At 67.7% G+C, this 20171-nt stretch carries 20 protein-coding genes; 10 read left to right on the forward strand and 10 right to left on the reverse strand.

Annotated features, from left to right (window positions below):
* Window positions 1–9: 9 nt before the first annotated feature.
* Window positions 10–1776: a peptide MFS transporter gene (locus tag ML342_RS00730; protein WP_240125001.1), complete on the reverse strand. Its 1767-nt coding sequence runs from the start codon at window positions 1774–1776 to the stop codon at window positions 10–12.
* 203 nt (window positions 1777–1979) lie between these two features.
* On the opposite strand from ML342_RS00730, the gene ML342_RS00735 reads away from it, so the two are divergent.
* From ML342_RS00735 to ML342_RS00745, 3 genes are all read left to right on the forward strand, one after another.
* Entirely contained in the window at window positions 1980–3920 is a 1941-nt protein-coding gene (locus ML342_RS00735; RefSeq protein WP_240125002.1) for an OPT family oligopeptide transporter, read from the forward strand.
* A gap of 60 nt (window positions 3921–3980) precedes the next feature.
* Window positions 3981–6059 carry a S9 family peptidase gene (locus ML342_RS00740; protein ID WP_240125003.1) on the forward strand — a complete coding sequence of 693 codons (2079 nt, stop codon included), beginning with the start codon at window positions 3981–3983 and terminating at the stop codon, window positions 6057–6059.
* Between the two features lie 78 nt (window positions 6060–6137).
* Window positions 6138–6920, forward strand: coding sequence for an FHA domain-containing protein (locus ML342_RS00745; RefSeq protein WP_240125004.1), 783 nt, complete (start codon window positions 6138–6140; stop codon window positions 6918–6920).
* Between the two features lie 6 nt (window positions 6921–6926).
* Here the strand turns inward: ML342_RS00745 and ML342_RS00750 are convergent, their stop codons facing one another.
* The 6 genes from ML342_RS00750 to miaB form a co-directional block, all read right to left on the reverse strand.
* Entirely contained in the window at window positions 6927–7925 is a 999-nt protein-coding gene (locus ML342_RS00750) for a magnesium and cobalt transport protein CorA (RefSeq protein WP_240125005.1), read from the reverse strand.
* Between the two features lie 31 nt (window positions 7926–7956).
* Complete coding sequence (locus ML342_RS00755; RefSeq protein ID WP_240125006.1) at window positions 7957–9174, reverse strand: lipoprotein N-acyltransferase Lnb domain-containing protein; 1218 nt, start codon at window positions 9172–9174, stop codon at window positions 7957–7959.
* On the reverse strand, window positions 9161–10039 hold the full coding sequence (locus tag ML342_RS00760; protein WP_240125007.1) for a CorC family transporter: 879 nt from the start codon (window positions 10037–10039) through the stop codon (window positions 9161–9163). The genes ML342_RS00755 and ML342_RS00760 overlap by 14 nt, the downstream gene beginning before the upstream one ends.
* A 72-nt stretch (window positions 10040–10111) precedes the next feature.
* Entirely contained in the window at window positions 10112–10594 is a 483-nt protein-coding gene (gene ybeY, locus ML342_RS00765) for an rRNA maturation RNase YbeY (protein WP_240125008.1), read from the reverse strand.
* A 9-nt stretch (window positions 10595–10603) separates the two neighbouring features.
* A complete protein-coding gene (locus ML342_RS00770) occupies window positions 10604–11569 on the reverse strand; it encodes a PhoH family protein (protein WP_240125009.1) in 966 nt (321 codons plus the stop codon).
* 13 nt (window positions 11570–11582) lie between these two features.
* Window positions 11583–12977: a tRNA (N6-isopentenyl adenosine(37)-C2)-methylthiotransferase MiaB gene (gene miaB / locus ML342_RS00775; protein ID WP_240125010.1), complete on the reverse strand. Its 1395-nt coding sequence runs from the start codon at window positions 12975–12977 to the stop codon at window positions 11583–11585.
* Window positions 12978–13103: 126 nt separating this feature from the next.
* On the opposite strand from miaB, the gene ML342_RS00780 reads away from it, so the two are divergent.
* The 6 genes from ML342_RS00780 (at window position 13104) to ML342_RS00805 (ending at window position 18048) form a co-directional block, all read left to right on the forward strand.
* Complete coding sequence (locus ML342_RS00780) at window positions 13104–14087, forward strand: lytic transglycosylase domain-containing protein (RefSeq protein ID WP_240125011.1); 984 nt, start codon at window positions 13104–13106, stop codon at window positions 14085–14087.
* Window positions 14088–14176: 89 nt separating this feature from the next.
* Entirely contained in the window at window positions 14177–14773 is a 597-nt protein-coding gene (petA, locus tag ML342_RS00785) for a ubiquinol-cytochrome c reductase iron-sulfur subunit (RefSeq protein WP_240125012.1), read from the forward strand.
* 3 nt (window positions 14774–14776) lie between these two features.
* The gene (locus ML342_RS00790) at window positions 14777–16048 is read left to right on the forward strand and encodes a cytochrome b (RefSeq protein ID WP_240125013.1); all 1272 of its coding nucleotides are present in this window, start codon (window positions 14777–14779) and stop codon (window positions 16046–16048) included.
* The gene (locus tag ML342_RS00795) at window positions 16041–16784 is read left to right on the forward strand and encodes a cytochrome c1 (protein ID WP_240125014.1); all 744 of its coding nucleotides are present in this window, start codon (window positions 16041–16043) and stop codon (window positions 16782–16784) included. The genes ML342_RS00790 and ML342_RS00795 overlap by 8 nt, the downstream gene beginning before the upstream one ends.
* Before the next feature lie 116 nt (window positions 16785–16900).
* Window positions 16901–17536 (forward strand): glutathione S-transferase N-terminal domain-containing protein, encoded by a 636-nt coding sequence (locus tag ML342_RS00800; protein ID WP_240125340.1) that lies wholly within the window; start codon window positions 16901–16903, stop codon window positions 17534–17536.
* Between the two features lie 2 nt (window positions 17537–17538).
* Complete coding sequence (locus ML342_RS00805; RefSeq protein ID WP_338064964.1) at window positions 17539–18048, forward strand: ClpXP protease specificity-enhancing factor; 510 nt, start codon at window positions 17539–17541, stop codon at window positions 18046–18048.
* A gap of 62 nt (window positions 18049–18110) precedes the next feature.
* Here the strand turns inward: ML342_RS00805 and ML342_RS00810 are convergent, their stop codons facing one another.
* The 3 genes from ML342_RS00810 to ML342_RS00820 are packed head-to-tail and all read right to left on the reverse strand — an operon-like array spanning window position 18111 to window position 19592.
* On the reverse strand, window positions 18111–18449 hold the full coding sequence (locus ML342_RS00810; RefSeq protein ID WP_240125015.1) for a DUF3301 domain-containing protein: 339 nt from the start codon (window positions 18447–18449) through the stop codon (window positions 18111–18113).
* Between the two features lie 4 nt (window positions 18450–18453).
* Entirely contained in the window at window positions 18454–19326 is an 873-nt protein-coding gene (nadC, locus tag ML342_RS00815) for a carboxylating nicotinate-nucleotide diphosphorylase (RefSeq protein WP_240125016.1), read from the reverse strand.
* A complete protein-coding gene (locus tag ML342_RS00820; protein ID WP_240125017.1) occupies window positions 19323–19592 on the reverse strand; it encodes a Trm112 family protein in 270 nt (89 codons plus the stop codon). The genes nadC and ML342_RS00820 overlap by 4 nt, the downstream gene beginning before the upstream one ends.
* Before the next feature lie 58 nt (window positions 19593–19650).
* Here ML342_RS00820 and purE point away from each other — a divergent pair, with 58 nt between their 5' ends.
* On the forward strand, window positions 19651–20157 hold the full coding sequence (gene purE, locus ML342_RS00825; RefSeq protein WP_240125018.1) for a 5-(carboxyamino)imidazole ribonucleotide mutase: 507 nt from the start codon (window positions 19651–19653) through the stop codon (window positions 20155–20157).
* The last annotated feature ends 14 nt before the right edge of the window (window positions 20158–20171 follow it).

Genomic DNA, 20171 nt, shown 5'->3' on the forward strand with positions numbered 1-20171 from the left:
GAGGCAAGCTCACTTCACCCCGTGCATCATGCGTCGCAGCAGTGGCGCGGCGATGAGGGCGGCCACCGCGCAGCCGATCCCGATCCACGTCAGCAACCAGAACAGGTGCGCGTATTTCGGGGCCGCCGCGGCGATGTCCAGCGCCTCGCCCTGCGGCACCTCGATCGCGGCCAGCTTGCCCAGCAGCGCGGCCAGCGTCTCCGAGAACGCGGTGGCCAGGAACCAGGTGCCCATCATCAGGCTGACTACGCGCGGCACCGCCAGTTGGGTCACCGCCGACAGCCCCACCGGTGACAGGCACATCTCGCCGATCTCGAGGATCAGGTAGGCCAGCACCAGCCACCACACGCTGGCCATCGCGCCGGTCGCGCCGACCTGCTGCGCGGCCAGCGCCAGCGGGATGAAGGACAGCCCCGCCAGCAGCAGACCGAATGCCGATTTCGCCGGCTTGCTCGGGTCGGCGCCGCGCGCGTCCAGCCAGCCCCACAGGGCCGAGAACAGCGGCGCCAGCGCGACCAGGAAGAACGCGCCGAGGTAGGTCAAGGAGCCCGCGGTCTGCGGCAGCGCCACGCAGTCGCGCACCAGCAGCACCAGGATCAGCGCGCTCACCGCGAGGAACAGCGCGCGCGGCGCGCGGGAGGCGGGGGCGCGGTCGGACATCCGCGCGGCCACGAAGAACGCCAGCGGCGCCAGCAGCAGCGACAGCGCGGACCACGGCCACGGCGTGCCGTCGCGCACCACCAGCGCCGGCACGATGTCCTTGGTCAGCAGGCGGTCGGTGAAGGTCACCCACGAGCCATAGGTCTGCTCGTACAGGGTGAAGAACACCAGCGCCATGAAGATCAGCGCCATCAGCGCGATCATCTGCTGGCGCTCGACCTGCGTGCAGCGGGTGCCGGTGAACCAGGCGAACCACAGCAGCACCGCGCCCAGCACCACCAGCATCAGCAGCAGCGCCAGCGAGATTTCGCCGCCGAGTGCGAACGCGCCGTTGGCCGCCGCCCACATCAGCCACGCCACCGGCACCACGCCCAGCACCGCCAGCGCGTAGATCAGCCCTTCGCGCGGCAGGCCGGCGACGCGCGCGCGCAGCGCGGCCGGGTCGGCGGGCTCGGCGTGGCCGTGCAGGTATTTCTGACCCCACAGGAACATGGCCAGGCCCGCCAGCATGCCGATCCCGGCCGCGCCGAAGCCGTACGTCCAGCCCCAGGTCTCGCCCACGTAGCCGCACACCAGCGAGGCGAACAGCGAACCGAGATTGATGCCGGCGTAGAACAGCGAGAAGCCGGAATCGCGGCGCGGGTCGTTGTCGGCATACAGCTTGCCGACGATGGTGGAGATGTTCGGCTTGAGAAAACCGACGCCCATGATGATCAGCGCCAGCGACAGATACATCACCTTCAGCGCCCCCTCGTCGCGCACCGCGACGCCGGCCTGCAGCGTCGCCGCGTGGCCCTCGAACGCCATGCCGATATGGCCCAGCACCAGCAGCACGCCGCCGAAGGTCACCGCCTTGCGCATCCCCAGCCAGCGGTCGGCCAGCAGCCCGCCGATCACCGGGATGCAGTACACCAGCCCGCCGTAGGCGCCCAGCAGGTCCAGGCCGGCCTTGTCGCCGAACAGGTGGTACTTGGTGAGGTAGAGCAGCAGCAGCGCCTTCATTCCGTAGAACGAGAAGCGCTCCCACATCTCGGTGAAGAAGCAGACGTAGACGCCCTTGGGGTGGCCGAGGAAGTCGTCGCCTGCGGCCGGGCCGGCCTGGGTGATGGTCTGCATGTGGATCTTCCGAAGGGTGCGGTCCGAAGGGTGCGGAGAAAGTATGGGGGATGCGGAGCGGTACCGCCCCAGGTCGCTCCCCGATATTCGCTTGGCCGGAGCGAGACCGCACCGCATTCCTGCGACGGCGCCGCGCCTCCCGTACTGGACTTACGCTGGCGCAGCGGCTACGTTTCGGCGACCGTATCCAGACGAGGGGCCCGATGTCCACTTCTACGCAGCCGGTTCCACAGCTGACGTTTCGCGCAGTGGCGCTGGCAGTCATCCTGGCGGTGATCCTGTCCGCCGCCAATGCCTACCTGGGGTTGTTCGCCGGGTTGACCATCGCCACCGCGATCCCGGCGGCGGTGGTGTCGATGGGTGTGCTGCGCCTGCTGGGGGGCGGCAGCATCCTCGAAAACAATATCGTGCAGACCGGCGCATCGGCGGGCTCCTCGATCGCCGCCGGGGTGATCTTCACCATTCCCGCGCTGATCATCCTGGGCTACTGGCAGGACTTCAAATACTCGTGGGTGCTGGCGATCGCCGGCCTCGGCGGCCTGCTGGGCGTGCTGTTTTCGGTGCCGCTGCGGCGTTCGATGATCGTCGAGGAGCCGCTGCCGTTCCCCGAAGGCAAGGCCGCCGCCGAAGTGCTGAAGGCGGGCGAGAACCCGGGGCCGGGGCTGAAGATCCTCGGCGCCTCCGCGGGCATCGGAGCGCTGGTGAAGCTGGCCGCCGAAAGCGGCCTGCGCATGATCCCGGACAATGCGACGGGTGCCGGCTTCTTCGGCAAGTATCTCGGCTACATGGGCACCGGTCTGTCGCCGGCGCTGCTCGGCGTGGGCTATATCGTCGGCCTCAACATCGGCATCGTGGTCGTCTCCGGCAGCATCCTCGCCTATAACGTCGCCATTCCGATCTATCACGCCTATGCCGCCTCGTTCGATCCGGCATTCGCCGCCAAGCTCGCGGGGCTGAGCGCTGCCGATGCCGCCGGGCTGATCCGCGCCGAGAAGGTGCGCTATATCGGCGTCGGCACGATGCTGATCGGCGGCATCTGGACGCTGTTTTCGCTGCGCAACTCGCTGTTGTCGGGGATCAAGAGCGGCATTGCCGCCGCGCGCAAAGGCGCGGGCGGCGGCGAGGTGCCCGAGACCGAGCGCGATCTGCCGATGAAATGGATGCTGATCGCGCTGCTGCTGTTCGTGCTGCCGCTGCTGCTGCTGTATCAGGCCATCGTGCAGAGCTGGAGCGTCAGCATTCCGATGACGCTCATCATGATCGTGGCTGGCTTCCTGTTCGTGTCGGTGTCGGCCTATCTCGCCGGCCTGGTCGGCTCGTCCAACAATCCGGTATCCGGCATCACCATCGCCACCATCCTGTTTGCCTCGGTGGTGCTGATGCTGTTGCTGGGCAGCGATTCCAAGATCGGCGCGGTGGCCGCGATCATGATCGGCGCGGTGGTGTGCTGCGCGGCGGCGGTCGGCGGCGACAATCTGCAGGACCTCAAAGCCGGCTATCTGGTCGGCGCCACGCCCTGGAAGCAGCAGCTGATGCTGGGGATCGGCGCATTCTCCTGCGCGCTGATCATGGCGCCGGTGCTGAACCTGCTGGCGCAGGCCTACGGGATCGGCGACCCCACCCGTCCCGGCTCGCTGCAGGCGCCGCAGGCCACGTTGATGGCCTCGGTCGCGCAAGGCCTGTTCGGCGGTCACCTGCCGTGGGACATGATCGGCGTCGGCGTCGGCGTCGGCGCGCTGGTCATCGCACTCGATGGCTGGCTGAAGGCGCGCGGCTCCAGTTTCCGGGTGCCGGTGCTGGCGGCGGCCATCGGCATCTACCTGCCGCTGGAACTGATGGTGCCGATCTTCCTCGGCGGCCTGCTGGCGCATGCCGTCGAGAAGCGCCATGGCATCGCCGGTACTCACGACGAGGCGCTGCGCGATCGGGTGCATCGTCCCGGCGTGCTGTTCTCGGCCGGCTTGATCACGGGCGAGGCGCTGATGGGCATCCTGATCGCGATCCCGATCGTACTCAGCGAGCGCGCCGATGTGCTGGCGCTGCCGGAGCGGTTCCATTTCGGGCAGGGCGTCGGCCTGGCGGTGCTTGCCGTCGTCGCCTGGTTGATTTACCGCACGGGCGCCAGGGCGCATGCGAACGCCTGAACCCTGCGACGCCTGCGCTTGCGCGGGCGTCTTCATTTCCTGCTCCATGGAACCACTGCCATGACCCTTCGCCACGCCCTCCTTCCGCTCGCCCTTGTCCTGTCGCTGCCGGCGCTGGCCGCCGACGCGCCGCCGGCCGCCAAGCGCGGTTTCAGCGTGCAGGACATGGCCTATATGGACCGCTATTCCGCGCCGACGCTGTCGCCGGACGGGCGCGTGCTGGTATTCGCCAGGCGCACCGTCGATAAAGACACGAACAAGCCCAGCACCTCCCTGTGGATGCGCAATCTGGCCAGTCGCGACATGGGACCGCCGAAGCAGGTATCGCCGGAAGGCTGGAGCGTGAACTCGCCGGCGTTCTCCCCGGACGGCAAGACGCTGTATTTCCTCAGCGCCAAGTTGGGTTCGATGCAGCTGTATGCGATGCCAGCGGCGGGTGGCGAGCCCAAGCGCCTGACCGATTTCCCGATCGACGTGGACGGCTACAAGCTCTCGCCCGACGGTAAGCAGGTGGCGCTGGCGCTGGCGGTATTTCCGGAGTGCCAGGCCGACCTGGCCTGCACCAGGAAGAAGCTGGACGAGGCCGAGGCGGCGAAGGCCACCGGCAAGGTGTTCGACCGCCTGTTCATCCGCCACTGGGATGCCTGGAACGACGGCCGCCTGAACCGCGTGTTCGCCGCCAGGCTGGGCGGCGAGGGGATGCTCACCTCGGCCACCCTGCTCAGCGGTGGCATCCACGGCGACATTCCATCCAAGCCGTTCGGTGATCTGTCCGACTTCGCGTGGTCGCCGGATGGCAAGACCGTGGCCATGAGCGTGCGTCTGGCCAATCGCGAGGAGCCGTGGAGCACCAACTTCGACATCTGGCTGGTCAACGCCGATGGCAGCGGCGCGCGCAACGTCACTGCGGCCAACAAGGCCTGGGACGCCAGCCCGGTGTTCAGCGCCGACGGCAAGACCCTGTACTACCGCGCGATGAAGCGGCCCGGTTTCGAGGCCGACCGCTTCGCGCTGATGGCGATGGACCTGGCCACCGGCAAGGCGAAGGAAATCGCGCCGCGCTGGGATGTCTCGGCCGATGGCATCCGTCTGTCCGCCGACGGCAAGTGGATCTACACCACCGCCGAGGAGCTGGGCCAGCATCCGCTGTTCCGCGTCGCGCTGGCCAACGGCGAGGTGGAGACGGTGGTGAAGGACGGCAGCGTGTCCGCGTTCGACCTCGCCGGGCCGACCCTGGCGCTGGCGCGCAATTCACTGGTCACGGGCGATGTGCTCTACACCACCAGCCCGGACGGCAAGGCGCCGCTGCGCCAGATCACCCCGAGCGCGGCGCAGATGCTGCCGGACGTGGCCTGGGGCCAGTTCGAGCAGTTCCGCTTCCGCGGCTGGAACGACGAGACCGTGCACGGCTACGTGGTCAAGCCGTGGAACTACCAGCCGGGCAAGAAGTATCCGGTGGCGTTTTTGATCCACGGCGGCCCGCAGGGCAGCTTCGGCAACGGCTGGAGCTACCGCTGGAACCCGCAGACCTACGCGGGGCAGGGCTACGCGGTGGTGATGATCGACTTCCACGGCAGCACCGGCTATGGCCAGGCGTTCACCGATTCGATCTCCGGCCATTGGGGCGACCGCCCGCTGGAGGACCTGCAGAAGGGCTGGGAGTACGCTCTCAAGACCTATCCCTTCCTCGACGGCGACAAGGCCTGCGCGCTGGGCGCCAGCTACGGCGGCTTCATGGCCTACTGGATCGCCGGCAACTGGAACCAGCCGTGGAAGTGCATCGTCGCCCACGACGGCGTGTTCGACAATTTCATGATGGGCTACGCCACCGAGGAGCTGTGGTTCAGCGAGTGGGAGAACGGCGGCACCCCGTTCGACAACCCGGCCGGCTACCAGAAATTCAACCCGGCCAACCATGTCAAGGACTGGCGGGTGCCGATCCTGATCGTGCACGGCCAGCAGGACTTCCGCATTCCGGTGGAGCAGGGCATCGCTGCCTTCACCGCGGCCCAGCGCAAGGGGGTGGAGTCGCAGTTCCTATATTTCCCGGACGAGAACCACTGGGTGCTCAAGCCGCAGAACAGCGTGCAATGGCACGAGACGGTGAACGCCTGGCTGCGACGCCATATCGGTCAGTGAAGTTTTGACAACTCCATGCCGGCAGCCGGGGAGGCTGGCCGGGCAGTGCCTGAGGAGTAGCGAGGGGAGCTTGATGGTATGAAGCTGATGTTTCCGGGGGGCGAGCACGCACCGTACTTGTTGGAATCCGATGTCACCACCATTGGCAGCGCTCCGGATTCTGGAATCGTGCTGGAGCAGCCGGGCGTATTGCCGCAGCACTGCGCGCTGCAGATGACCGGCGGGCGGGTGCTGTTGCAGGTCATGCCGGAGGCTGCGGTCAGCGTCAATGCGCGCCCGGTGCAGGGCTTGATCGCGCTGCGTCCGGGCGATCAGCTCGACATCGCGGGCATCCAGGTCCGGCTGGCGGCGATGCCGGTGCCCGTGGTGGCCAGGAGCGGCGCGGCGGCGTCCACCGCAGAATCTCCGGAGGCGGCGGGGGATATCGGGATGACGCGGGTGCGCCCGGTGCTGCCGCGTTTCGTCCTGCGCGGGGTCTCCGGTTCGATGCTGGGGCGCAGCCATCCGCTGACGGGCGTCACCACCGTCGGGCGCGCACCGGAGTGCACGCTGCAGATCGAGGATGCAGGATTGTCGCGCCAGCATGCGCGGCTGGTGCCGATGGCGGACGGCGTGCAGGTCGAGGATGCCGGCTCCACCAACGGCACCTTCCTCAACGGTCGCCGCATCCTGCAGGGGCTGGCCGTGGCTGGCGACGAGATCGGCTTCGATACGGTGCGCTTCCGGTTGCTGGATTCCACCCGTTCCGAGCTGCAGCAGCTGGCGCCGCGCGCAGGCGGTTTCCGCATGCCGCTGTGGTGGTGGGTCGCCGCTGCCGCGGCGTTGGCCGCGCTGGCCTGGGTGGTGTTCTGGCTGCGCTGATGGGCGCTACAGCCAATCGATCCGACGCAGATAGCGGTAAAGCCCGACGCAGACCAACAGCACGCCCACGATCAGCAGCGGGTAGCTCCAGCGGCCGTGCAGTTCCGGCATGTGGTCGAAGTTCATGCCGTACCAGCTGGCGATCAGGGTCGGCGCGGCCAGCAGCCCGGCCCAGCCGGCCAGCTTCTTCACGATTTCGCCCTGATATACCGTCACCAGCGACAGATTGACGTTCATCGCGGCAGCGACCATCTCGCGCAGAGTGTCGATGGTGTCGCCTTCGCGCGCGGCATGGTCGTGCACATCGCGCAGATACGGCCGGATCTCGTCCGGCACCGGCAGCGCCGCGCTGCGCTCCAACTGAGCCAGGATGTCCTGCATCGGCAGCACCGCCAGCCGCATTCGGGTCAGGTCCTTGCGTAGCCGGTACAGGCGTTCGATGGTGCCGCGCTGGTAGTGCTCGGCGAAGATGTCCTGCTCCAGCGTGTCCAGTGCATCGGCGTAGGTCGCCACGATTGCCTGGTAGTTGTCCACGATGAAGTCCAGCACGCCGTGCAGCGCCGCCGCCGGGCCGAGGGCCAGCCGTTCCGGCTCGCGCTCCAGGCGCTGGCGCACCGGCGCATAGCTGAGCGAGGCGCCGTGGCGCACCGTCACCAGGTAGCGTGGGCCGGCGAAGATCTGGGTTTCGCCGAAGCGCACCTCGCCTGCGATCCGCTGCGCGGTATGCACGGCGATGAACAGCCCATGTCCATAGGTTTCCAGCTTGGGCCGCTGGTGTGCCTTGTGCGCGTCTTCCACCGCCAGATCGTGCAGGCCGAACTCCTCCTGCAGTACGTCCAGCACGGCTTCATCCGGCTCGTACAGCCCGATCCAGACGAAGCGGCCATCGTCCTGCGTCAGCTCCTCGCTGATCGCGTCGATCGGAATGTCGCGACGGCGCCCGGCGCGATCGTACACCGCGCAGTTGACGATCGCCTGGCGCTGGGAGGCATGCAGTCGGCTCATCCGCGCATCCTGCCCGTGCTGGAGATGGTCATCAACCCGCCGGCCTGCGCCAGGCGCGCGATAGTGCCGCATGGATTGGCAGCAGCAGGGCGATCCAGTGGCCGTTGCGCTGCGGATACAGCTGCAGCCATAGCGGCAGGCAGGCCAGCAGCGCCAGCATCGCCACCGCCACCAGCAGCGCGCGGAAGCGCGGCGTGGGCGTGCGCGCGCGCAGCAGGGCGAGCCCGCCGGGGACCAGCAGCAGGCACAGCGGGTTGAACAGCAGCAGGTTGCGGTTGGCCCACATCGCCTGGTGGTCGGTGAACGCCCAGCCCAGCGCCAGCACCAGTCCGAGCAGACCGCACAGCAGCCAGAAGCCCAGCGCCAGTCCCGCCAGCAGCCGCGGACGGGACGCGCGCAGCCATAGGATGCCGGCTGCGGCCAGGGCGCCGGCCAGCAGCCACGGCCACAGCAGTGGCGCGTGCTCGGCCGGTTCCGGCGGCAGCCGCTGCGGCAGCAGTTCCGCTTCCGCGGCCACCAGCGGACGCCCGGTCGTGCCGCTGACCTTGCGCAGGTCGTCGGCCAGCCGGCGCGGCAGGAAATCCTGCTGCCAGCGGCTCAGCGGGCGGTCGGCGTAGGGCCCCAGGCCGATGTCGAACGCCAGCCACATCCACGCCTCCGGCGAGGCCAGGCGCAGCGCCTCGCCCCGGTAGGTGTCGCCGCTGGAACGGCCTTCCAGCTGCTTGCGCAGATGGCCGTCGAGCGCGCGGTCGAGCGCGTCGCGCACGCGGGTGGCGCAGTTGTCGGTGAAGTAGTCGTAGCGGTAGCGTGCGTTCTCGGGGCGGGCGTTCTCTGCCAGCGCCGCCGCCAGCGCCCGCGCCTGCTCCGGTTCCAGGTCCAGCCACTGCACCCACGCGCCGCGTCCGACCTCGCGGTAATAGGCCATGTCCTCGTCCAGCGGCAGCGCCACCAAGCGATAGCGCATGTCGCCCTTGACGAAGCGGCCGAGGAAGCCGGGCTCGTCGAGGTCGAAGAAGCCGAAGTTGTAGTTGGTGCGGACGCCGGTGCGCGGGTCTTCCACCACGATGGCGTCGTGCCCGAAGCGTTCCCAGAACACCTCGCCCGGGCCCATCGTCACCACCCCGATCCGCGGCGGTGGCGGCGTGGCGGATGTCGCCTGCGGCGCGGCCCGGGCCAGGCCCGTCAGCAGGGTCAGCAGCAGGGCCAGCGCCAGCTGGATTGACGTGCGCGCGCGCTCAGTCGTCGGCATGCACGCTCACGTGCAGGGCATGCAGCCGGCGCGCGTCGGCGCGCGCCACCCGGAAGGTGAAGCGGCCGAGCGAAAGCTCCTCGCCGGCCTCGGGCAGGTGGCCGATGGCGGCGGTCACCAGCCCGCCGATGGTGTCGTATTCGTCATCGTCGAAATCGGCGCCGAAGCGCTCGTTGAAGTCGGCGATCGGGGTGAGCGCGTCCACCACGAACTGGCCGTCGGCCTGGGCCGCGATCAGCACGCCTTCGTCGGCGGCATCGTCGTGCTCATCGTCGATTTCGCCGACGATCTGCTCCAGCACGTCCTCGATCGTCACCAGCCCGGCCACGCCGCCGTATTCGTCGATGACGATGGCCATGTGATTGCGCGACTGCCGGAACTCGCGCAGCAGCACGTTCAGGTTCTTGGCCTCGGGGATGAGGACGGCTGGCCGCAGCAGGGTGTGCAGGCTCGCGGGGCGTTCGCTGGCCACTACGGCGCGCAGCAGATCCTTGGCCAGCAGGATGCCGAGAATCTCGTCCTTGTCTTCGCCGTGTACCGGAAAACGCGAGTGGCCAGATTCGACCACCTGGTGGACCACCTCCATCGGGGCGGCATCCACCGACAGCGCCACCATCTGCGCGCGCGGCACCATCACATCGGCGACCGTCATGTCGGCGATGTTGATCGCGCCTTCCATCATGCGCAGGGTGTCCGGGCCGATCAGCCCGTCGGCCTGCACGTCGCGCAGCAGTTCGATCAGATCCTCGCGGCTGGTCGGTTCGCCAGAGAGGGCGGCGCTGATGCGGTCCAGCCAGGAGCGATGCGGTTTTTCGGCGGGTTTCTCGTCGGCGTCTGGGTGGCGTCGACTGTCATCCTCGGACATGGGGCGTTGAGCCTTGGGCTTACGGCGGGGGAAACGACGGTGAAAGTCTAGCGAATCTGCGGCCGCGGATGTTCATGCGTCCAGATAGGGGTCGGGCAGGCCGAGCGTGGCCAGGATCTCGCGCTCCAGACGCTCCATCGCCTCGGCCTCGCGCGCATCTTGGTGGTCCCAGCCCAGCAGGTGCAGACAGCCGTGCACGGTCAGATGGGCGTAGTGGGCGTTCAGCGGCTTGCCCTGTTCCTTGGCCTCGCGGGCGATCACCGGCGCGCACAGCACCAGATCGCCCAGCAGCGGCAGGCGCACGTTCTTGGGCAGCCCCTCCGGCAGTTCCGCCGGAAAGCTGAGCACGTTGGTGGCGTAGTCGCGGCCGCGGTAGTGGCGATTCAGCGCGCGGCCTTCACGGGTGCCGACGATGCGGATCGCCAGGTTGGCTTCACGGATGCGACCGGCCAGCGCGGCCGCCACCCATTTGCGGAAACTCACTACCGCCGGAACTCCGGCGCGCGGCACCGCATAGCCGACGGCGACATCCAGGCGGACCGGACCTTGGGTCATGCGCGCATCTTACTCTCTGGCAGCGGCATCGCGCGCGTCGTAGGCATTGACGATACGCGCCACCAGCGGATGCCGGACCACGTCGCGCGCCTCGAAGAAAGTGAAGCTCACGCCCTCGACTCCGCGCAGCACCTCCAGCGCATCCTTCAGGCCGGATTTCTGGTGCCTGGGCAGGTCGATCTGGGTCAGATCGCCGGTGATCACCGCGGTGCTGCCGAAGCCGAGCCGGGTCAGGAACATCTTCATCTGCTCGATGCTGGTGTTCTGCGCTTCGTCGAGGATCACGAATGCGTCGTTCAGGGTACGCCCGCGCATGAACGCGAGCGGCGCGATTTCGATCACGTTGCGTTCGATCAGGCGCGCGACTTTCTCTACGCCCAGCATCTCGTACAGCGCGTCGTACAGCGGGCGCAGGTAGGGATCGACCTTCTGGGTGAGGTCGCCCGGCAAAAATCCGAGCTTCTCGCCGGCCTCCACTGCCGGGCGTACCAGCACCACGCGCTGCACCCGCGACTGGTTCAGCGCGTCCACCGCCATGGCCACGGCGAGGTAGGTCTTGCCGGTGCCGGCCGGGCCGATGCCAAAGTTGATGTCGTGGCTGGCGATTGCCTGCAGATATTTGCGCTGGTTGGGCCCGCGCCCCCGCAGGGTGCCGCGCTTGACCCGCACCGCCACGTCCTGGCCGGCAGGACCGTCGATGGGCGCGGCCTGCTGCGCGAATGCGCCCAGGCGCAGGTGCACGGCGTGCTCGTCCAGGGTCTCGCCGGCGGCATCGTCGTACAGCCGACGCAGGAACGCCTCGGCGCGTTCGGCGGCCTCGGCGTTGTCGGCGGCCACCCGGAACACGCTGCCGCGGTTGGCGATCTGCACGCCCAAGCGCAGCTCGATCAGGCGCAGATGGGCGTCGAAGGGGCCGCTGAGGTTGGCCAGCCGCTCGATGTCATCGGGTTCGAGGGTGAAATCGCGACGGTGCATGGTCGGGCCTGGCTCAGGCCGCATCGCGGGTCAGCACCCGGCCGCGCAGGGAGTTGGTCAGCGCTTCGGTGATCTCCACCTGGACGAACTGGCCGATCAGTCGTCGGGGAGCCGGGAAGTTCACCGAGCGCATGTTCTCGGTCTTGCCGGTCAGCTCGTCCGGGTTCTTCTTCGACGGACCCTCGACCAGGATGGTCTGCACGCTGCCGACCATCGCCTCGCTGATCCGGCGGGCATTGGCATTGATCGCGGCCTGCAGGCGCTCCAGGCGGGCCTGCTTGACCGAATGCGGCGTAGTGTCTTGCAGGTCGGCAGCCGGGGTTCCGGGACGGCGTGAGTAGATGAAGGAGAAGCTCTGGTCGAAGCCGACATCCTCGATCAGCTTCATCGTCTTTTCGAAATCGGCGTCGGTCTCACCCGGGAAGCCGACGATGAAGTCGGTCGAAATCGAAATATCTGGCCGCACCGCGCGCAGCTTGCGGATCTTCTGCTTGAACTCCAGCGCGGTGTAGCCACGCTTCATCGCCGCCAGGATGCGGTCGCTGCCGGACTGCACCGGCAGATGCAGGTAGTTGGCCAGCTTGGGCACGTCGCGGTAGGCCTCGATCAGCGAGTCGCTGAACTCCAGCGGGTGTGAAGTGGTGAAGCGGATGCGGCCGATGCCGTCGATTTCGGCGATCGCGCGGATCAAGAGCGCCAGGTCGGCAGTGGCGCCATCCTCGCCCAGCGCGCCGCGGTAGGCGTTCACGTTCTGCCCCAGCAGGTTGACCTCGCGCACGCCCTGGGCGGCCAGCTCGGCCACTTCGGTCAGCACCGACTCGAACGGTCGGCTGATCTCCTCGCCGCGGGTATAGGGCACCACGCAATAGGTGCAGTACTTGGAGCAGCCTTCCATGATCGAGACGAAGGCGGTGGGGCCTTCCGCGCGCGGCTCCGGCAGGCGGTCGAACTTCTCGATCTCGGGGAAGCTGATGTCCACCTGCGGCGCGTTCTGTTCGCGGCGGGCGCGGATCAGCTCCGGCAGCCGGTGCAGGGTCTGCGGGCCGAACACCAGGTCCACGTACGGCGCGCGCTCCAGGATCGCGGCGCCTTCCTGGCTGGCCACGCAGCCGCCGACGCCGATGATGACCGGGCGGCCGCCCTGCTTGAGCTGCTTCCAGCGGCCTAGCTGGCTGAACACCTTTTCCTGCGCTTTTTCGCGGATCGAGCAGGTATTGATCAGGATTACGTCGGCTTCGTCGGCGTTCGTGGTCAGCTGCATGCCTTCCGCGGCGCGCAGCACGTCGGCCATCCGCGCCGAGTCATATTCGTTCATCTGGCAGCCGTGGGTCTGGATGAACAGCTTCGGGCCGCTGCCGGCGGTGGTCGCGGCAGGCGGCGGGGCGGGCAGGGGGTGCAGGTCGGTCATGGCAACTCCGGGGCGCGGCGGTGAGTCCGGGCCGGATGGATGAAAGGGTGGGCTATTCTACGGCAGCGCTCAGGCGGGGGGGCGGATGCTTGCCAAGCAACGGTGTGCAGGGCGAGACTTCCCGCCATGAGGGGGGCGAGAGTCATTCTATCGGGGGCGTTGCTGGCGCTGGCCGCGCCGGTGCTGGCGGGGAGTGTGTATCGCTGCGTGGGTGGCGATGGGTCGGTGAGTTACGGCAACAAGCGCCCGCCGGGTGCGCAGTGCCGGCTGCTCGGAAGCTACCGCGCATCGCCAGCGCGGGCGGCGTCACGCGTCCAGTCGTCCGTAGCCACGCCCGCGCCGCCGCTGGCCACGGTGGTGCGTCCGCCGGCGGCGCCTTCCGCGCCGCTTTCCATGCCGAGAGAGCCGCAGACGGACGGAGGCTCGCCTCAGGTCGCGTCGTTGCCTGCGTCCGCGTCTTCTCCCGCCCCAGCCCCGGGGCCGGCCGCGGGCCCGCGGCTGGTGCGCGGCCAGCTGTATAGCTTTGTCGGCAAGGATGGAGTGCGTACCTACACCAGCGTGCGTCCTGCCGGGGTGCCGATGAGCGCCATTCGCACCATCCATTATTCGTATATCGAGCGTTGCTATGCCTGTGGGGTGCTGCCGGGGGTGGATTTCCGCACGGTGCGCCTGAACACCACCGCCTACCGTGACGAAATCGCCGCGGCCGCGCGCGAGCTTGGCGTGGAGGAGGCGATCGTGCGCGCCATCATCCACGCCGAATCCGCGTTCAATCCCGCGGCCATTTCGCGGGTCGGGGCGCAGGGGCTGATGCAGCTGATGCCCGCCACCGCACGCCGGTTCGGCGTGCTGGATGCCTTCGACGCCGGGCAGAACATTCGTGGCGGGGTGCAGTATCTGGCCTGGCTGCTGAAGCGGTTCAACGGCAACCTGACCCTGGCGGCGGCCGGTTACAACGCCGGGGAAGGGGCGGTGGACAAGTATGGCGGGGTGCCGCCGTACCCGGAGACCCAGCGGTACGTGCAGCGAGTGGGGGTGTTGGCAGAGCGCTATCGGGTCGCCCTGGCGGCCGCAGGCGCCCCCTTGCGCAGCGGATTGTCGGCGCGTTAAGCGTTCATATACACTTCATCGTCCTTTGCGATTGGGGCCGCGGCCTCCAGTCGGTCCGGACAGTCAAGTCCTCTATTACGGAGTACGGGATGGCGAACGAAGAGGTCAATCCTGGGCGACGCCGGTTCCTCACCGCGACGACCGCGGTGGTGGGGGCAGTGGGTGCCGGGTTCGCGGCGGTGCCGTTCATCAAGTCCTGGAGCCCGAGCGCGCGCGCGCGCTTTGCAGGCGCCCCGGTCAGTCAGGACATCAGCGCGCTGCAGGACGGCCAGCAGCTGGTCGTGAACTGGCGCGGTCAGCCGATCTACATCGCCAAGCGTTCCAAGGCCATGCTCGCGACCTTGCCGGTGATGGATCCGCTGGTGGCCGATCCGCACTCGGATGCCTCCTCGCAGCCGTCCTACGCCAAGAACGAAACCCGTTCCATCCGGCCCGAAATCGCGGTGCTGGTCGGCGTTTGCACCCATCTGGGCTGCGCGCCCGAGTTCAAGCCCGAGGTCAAGCCCGAGCCGTTCGATCCGGACTGGAAGGGCGGCTATTTCTGTCCCTGCCACAAGTCGCGCTATGACCTGGCCGGGCGCGTGCTGAAGGCGCAGCCCGCGCCCCTGAATCTGCCGGTGCCGCCCTATCACTTCGAAGGCGACAATGTCGTCGTCATCGGTGTCGATCCGAAGGGAGCTGCGTAAGCCATGGCGAACATCCTCACTCGCGCCGCCAACGGCCTGATGGACTGGATCAACGTGCGCGCGCCCGGTTTGATGCCGGTGTACCGCAAGCACATGAGCGAGTACTACGCGCCGAAGAACTTCAATATCTGGTACATCTTCGGCGTGTTGTCGATCGTGGTGCTGGCCAACCAGATCCTGACCGGTATCTTCCTGACCATGCAGTACAAGCCCAGCGCCGCCGAGGCGTTCGGCTCCGTCGAGTACATCATGCGCGACGTGGAGTGGGGCTGGCTGATCCGCTACATGCACAGCACTGGCGCGTCGCTGTTCTTCATCGTCATCTACCTGCACATGTTCCGCGGGCTGATGTACGGCAGCTACCGCAAGCCGCGCGAACTGGTGTGGCTGCTGGGCATGGTGATCTACCTGGTGCTGATGGCCGAGGCCTTCATGGGCTACGTGCTGCCCTGGGGGCAGATGTCGTACTGGGGTGCCAAGGTCATCATTTCGCTGTTCGGGGCGATCCCGGTGATCGGCGGCGGCCTAACCGAGTGGATCATGGGCGATTACAACCCTAGCGATGCCACCCTCAACCGCTTTTTCGCCCTGCACGTGATCGCCTTGCCGCTGGTGCTGCTGCTGCTGGTGGTGCTGCACATCTTTGCGCTGCACGAAGTCGGCTCGAACAATCCGGACGGGGTGGAGATCAAGAAGGGGCCGAAGGGCAACCGCTGGTCGCAGACGGCACCGGCCGATGGCATCCCGTTCCATCCGTACTACACGGTCAAGGATCTGTTTTACGTCGGCTGCTTCCTGGTCGTCGCGGCGTTCATCATCTTCTTTGCCCCGACCTTCGGCGGTTGGTTCCTGGAACATGACAACTTCACCGAGGCCAACCCGCTGGTGACCCCGGCGCACATCAAGCCGGTGTGGTACTTCACCCCGTACTACGCGATGCTGCGGGTGGTGCCGTCATTCTTCGGCATCAAGCTGTGGGGCGTGCTGGTGATGTTCGGCGCGATCGCGCTGCTGTTTTTGGTGCCGTGGCTGGACAAGTCCCCGGTCAAGTCCTACCGCTACCGCGGCTGGCTGAGCTGGGTGATGCTGCTGATGTTCGCCACCTGCTTTTTGTGGCTGGCCAAGATCGGCGCAGGTCCCGGCACGGATCCGGTGGAGACCATCATCGGCCGCGTGCTGACCTTCCTCTATTTCGCTTTCTTCATCACCATGCCGGTGTGGTCCAAGCTGGACAAGACCAAGCCGGTGCCGGAACGGGTGACGATGCATGATTAAGACCATCTTGTCCCGCGTGGCCCTGTTGGCGGCAGGCTTCGTGCTGTCCTGCGCGGCTCTTGCCAATGAAAGCGGCAACCTTCAGCAGGCCGGAGTCGATCTCAACGACAAGGCCTCGCTGCAGCATGGCGCGGCCCTGTTCATGAACTACTGCAGCGGCTGCCATTCGCTGAAATACGTGCGCTACGCGCGCATCGGCGAGGATCTCGGCCTGACCGAAGACCAGGTGATGCAGAACCTGAACTTCAGCGGCGGCAAGATCGGCGACCATGTGCTGTCGGCGATGCCGCCGGAGCTGGCCAAGGCCGCGTTCGGCAAGGCGCCGCCGGATTTGTCGCTGATCGCGCGCGTGCGCGGCAGCGACTGGATCTACACCTATCTGAAGTCCTTCTATGTGGATGAAAGCCGCCCGGTCGGCTGGAACAACACCCTGTTTCCGAACGCCTCCATGCCGAACCCGCTATGGGAGCTGCAGGGCATCCAGCAGCCGGTCTATGGCAAGAAAACCGAAGCGGGTGAGCTTCCGGTAGAGGGCTTTACCATCAGCCAGGCCGGCACCCAGACTCCGGCGCAGTTCGATCGCACCGTGCGCGACATCACCGCGTTCCTCGAGTACGTCGGCGAGCCGGTGGCGCTCAAGCGCCAGAGCGTGGGCGTGTGGGTGCTGCTGTTTCTGGTGTTCTTCTCGCTGATGGCGTGGCTGTTGAAGCAAGAATACTGGCGTGACGTTCACTGACGCGGCGCCAGCGGCAGGGACGCCGGCGGCAGGGAACGTCGCTTGATCGCCGTCCGCAGCGTGCGGGCGGCGCAAGGTGCGCCCGGCATGGGCCGGGCGCGGGAGTGATCCTGATGATGGCTGTGAGTCCGCGCATGCGAAACGCCTTGACCCTGTATTCTGCTGTCGACGATGTGTTGTGCCACCGTGTGCGCCTGGTGTTGGCGGCGAAAGGCGTTACCTATGATCTGATCCCGGTCGATCCGCACAACCCGCCCGAAGATCTGATCGACCTCAATCCCTACCATTCGGTGCCGACCTTGGTGGAGCGCGACCTGGTGCTGTACGCCGCCAGCGTGGTCAGCGAATATCTGGACGAACGTTATCCGCACCCGCCGCTGATGCCGGTGGACCCGCTCTCCCGCGCGCGCCTGCGCCTGGCCATGCTGCGCATCGAGCACGATTGGGTGCCGCAGGTGCAGGCGATCCAGTTCGGCAACAAGCAGCAGGCCGAAGCCGGGCGCAAGCGCCTGAAGGAGCTGCTGACCGCCGCGTTGCCGCTGTTCAAGGCCAGCAAGTTCTTCCTCAACCAGGAAATGAGCTTGGCGGACTGCGCGATGGCGCCGATCATCTGGCGCTTGGAGGCGTTGGGCATCCCGCTGCCGAAAGACGGCAAGGCGATCGAGGACTACGGCAACCGCATCTTCCGCAACCCCGGCTTCGAACGCAGCCTGACGCCGCAGGAAAAGCAGCTGCGCGCGATTCCGGTCTGAGCATGGCGACCCAGCCTCCGATGCCGGCGATGAGCTCGCAGCGGCCCTACCTGCTGCGCGCGCTGTACGAATGGATTGTCGACAATGGCATGACTCCGCACGTGCTGGTGGATGCGCGCGTGCCAGGCGTGCGGGTGCCGCCGCACACGGTCAAGGACGGCCAGGTGGTGCTCAACATTGCTGCGCGCGCGGTCGGTCATCTGCAGATGGATAACGACGCACTGCGCTTCGCGGCGCGCTTCGGCGGCGTCAGTCACAACGTGGTGGTGCCGCTGCCCGCGGTGATCGCCATCTATGCACGCGAGACCGGCCAGGGCATGGCGCTGCCGCAGGACCTGCCGCTTGCGGAGGAAGAGACTGGCGTGGAGCCCGCGGGGGTGGGCGCCATGCATGCCGACGACGATCCCGAAAGCCACGCTGCGCCGGCCTCCAGTGCGGAAGCGGCCCCGCGCGATGGCGGCGATGACGACCGCCCGCCGCCGCGCCGCGGCCATCTGCGCATCGTGAAGTAAGTGCGGCCCTCACGCTGCCCGCCGCCGGCCGGGCGGCTGGCATGCTCGGGCGATGCTGCGCCTCAGCCCGACGGAAATGCCCGCACCACCGCCTGCGCTGCGCGGATCGGGCCGCTGAAGCCCACCAGTTTGCCGCCCAGCAGCACGATCTGCCCGACGTGGCGATCTTGCCCGTCTTCGGAGTATTCGAAGCGGAAGCGGCGCTCCAGCCCCAGCCAGCCGTCGTCGCGCCGACGCAGGCGCAGGCCGGTGGCATGCACCGACTGATCCAGCCACTGCACTCCGGCTGCCGCGCAGGCATCACGGCTGATTTCGGCGGCGCGCTCAGCGGCCGCGCGGGACGCTGTGAAAAAGAGGAGGCCGGCAGTGCCGACGAGCATCAGGACGAGCAGAGTGGGCATGACGTCAAGCTGGGGGCGGCGGGCCGAGTTTCAACGAAAAATCGATGGCGTGGACGTGCTTGGTCAGTGCGCCGATCGAGATGCAGTCCACCCCGTCCTCGGCAATCGCGCGCACCGCTTCCAGGCTCACGCCGCCGGAGACTTCCAGCGGGATGCGGCCGAAATAGGGCGCGCCTTTGGCGATCCGCACCGCCTCGCGGCGCATGGCCGGGTCGAAATCGTCCACCAGCACGCGCGTGCAGCCGGTATCCAGCGCCTGTCGCAGTTCGTCCAGCGTCTCGACTTCCACGATCAGCGGCAGTTCCGGATGCAGGGCGCGTGCCCGCGCGATGGCCGCAGTCACCGAGCCGAACGCGCGGATGTGGTTTTCCTTCAGCATCACCGCGTCAAACAGCGCCATCCGGTGGTTCGCGCCGCCGCCGACCCGTACCGCGTATTTCTGCGCTACGCGCAGCCCTGGCAGGGTTTTGCGGGTGTCCAGGATCAGTGCGCCGGTGCCGCGCACCGCGTCCACGTAGCGGGCGGTGACGGTGGCGGTGCCGCTCAAGGTCTGCAGGAAGTTGAGCGAGGCACGCTCGGCGCCCACCAGCGCGCGCCGGCGTCCCTGCAACAGCGCCAGCACGCGGCCCGCGGTGACCCGATCGCCTTCCGCGCACTGCCAGTCGATACGCACATCCGGATCGAGCGCGCGGTGGCAGGCATCGAACCACGGCCGTCCGGCCACCACGCAGTCTTCCTTGCACAGCAGATAGGCCTGCTCGGGCGCATCGTCCAGCAGCGCGGCGGTGACATCGCCCGGGCCGAGATCTTCGGCCAGTGCCGCGGCGACATTGGCGGCGACCGCGGCCGGATCGGGCAGGGAAATTGTCGCGCTCATGCGCCCGGAAAGCCGTCGATCTGCGCGGTGGCGATGGCGTCCTCCGCCAGCAGGACCGGAATGCCGTCGTCGATCCGGTAGACGGTCTTGCGATCGCGGGTGATCAGCGCTTCGCGCAGGCGATCGCGTTGCGGCGCGCCATCGGCGCGTATCACCTGGCCGGCAGCGATCGCACGGTTGAGCGCGTCGAGACCTGCGCCTTCAAGCAGTGACAGCGGTTGGCGGGTGACGGGGCAGACGAGGAGATCGAGCAGCTTGCGGTCCATCATTCGGTACGGGCGGACGGGGGCCGTTAGAATACGGCTTTAGCGAACGGGGAACGTCATGTCCGCTGTCAACGAGGGTGTGCCGCTGGTCGGCGTCGTCATGGGCTCGCGCTCCGATTGGGAGACGATGCGGCACGCCGCCGCGCAGCTCGATGCGCTGGGCGTGCCGCACGAGGTGAAGGTAGTGTCCGCGCACCGCACCCCGGACGTGCTGTTTTCCTATGCCGAGGGCGCGGCTGGGCGCGGCCTGCGCGCGATCATCGCCGGCGCCGGCGGCGCCGCCCACCTGCCGGGCATGCTGGCGGCCAAGACCGCGCTGCCGGTGCTGGGCGTGCCGGTGCAGAGCAAGGCGCTGAACGGGCTGGATTCGCTGCTGTCGATCGTGCAGATGCCGGCCGGCATTCCGGTGGCCACGTTCGCCATCGGCAATGCCGGCGCTGCGAATGCCGCGCTGTTCGCGGCCGCGATGCTGGCCACCGAGTTTCCTGCCATCGGCGCGGCGCTGGCCGCCTTCCGCGCCAAGCAGACCGAGGACGTCGTGAGTAACGACGACCCGCGCGCATGATCGGCGAGGCCACG

Origin of the sequence: Thermomonas alba (assembly GCF_022419205.1) — a bacterium.
In the GTDB taxonomy this organism is placed as follows: domain Bacteria; phylum Pseudomonadota; class Gammaproteobacteria; order Xanthomonadales; family Xanthomonadaceae; genus Thermomonas; species Thermomonas alba.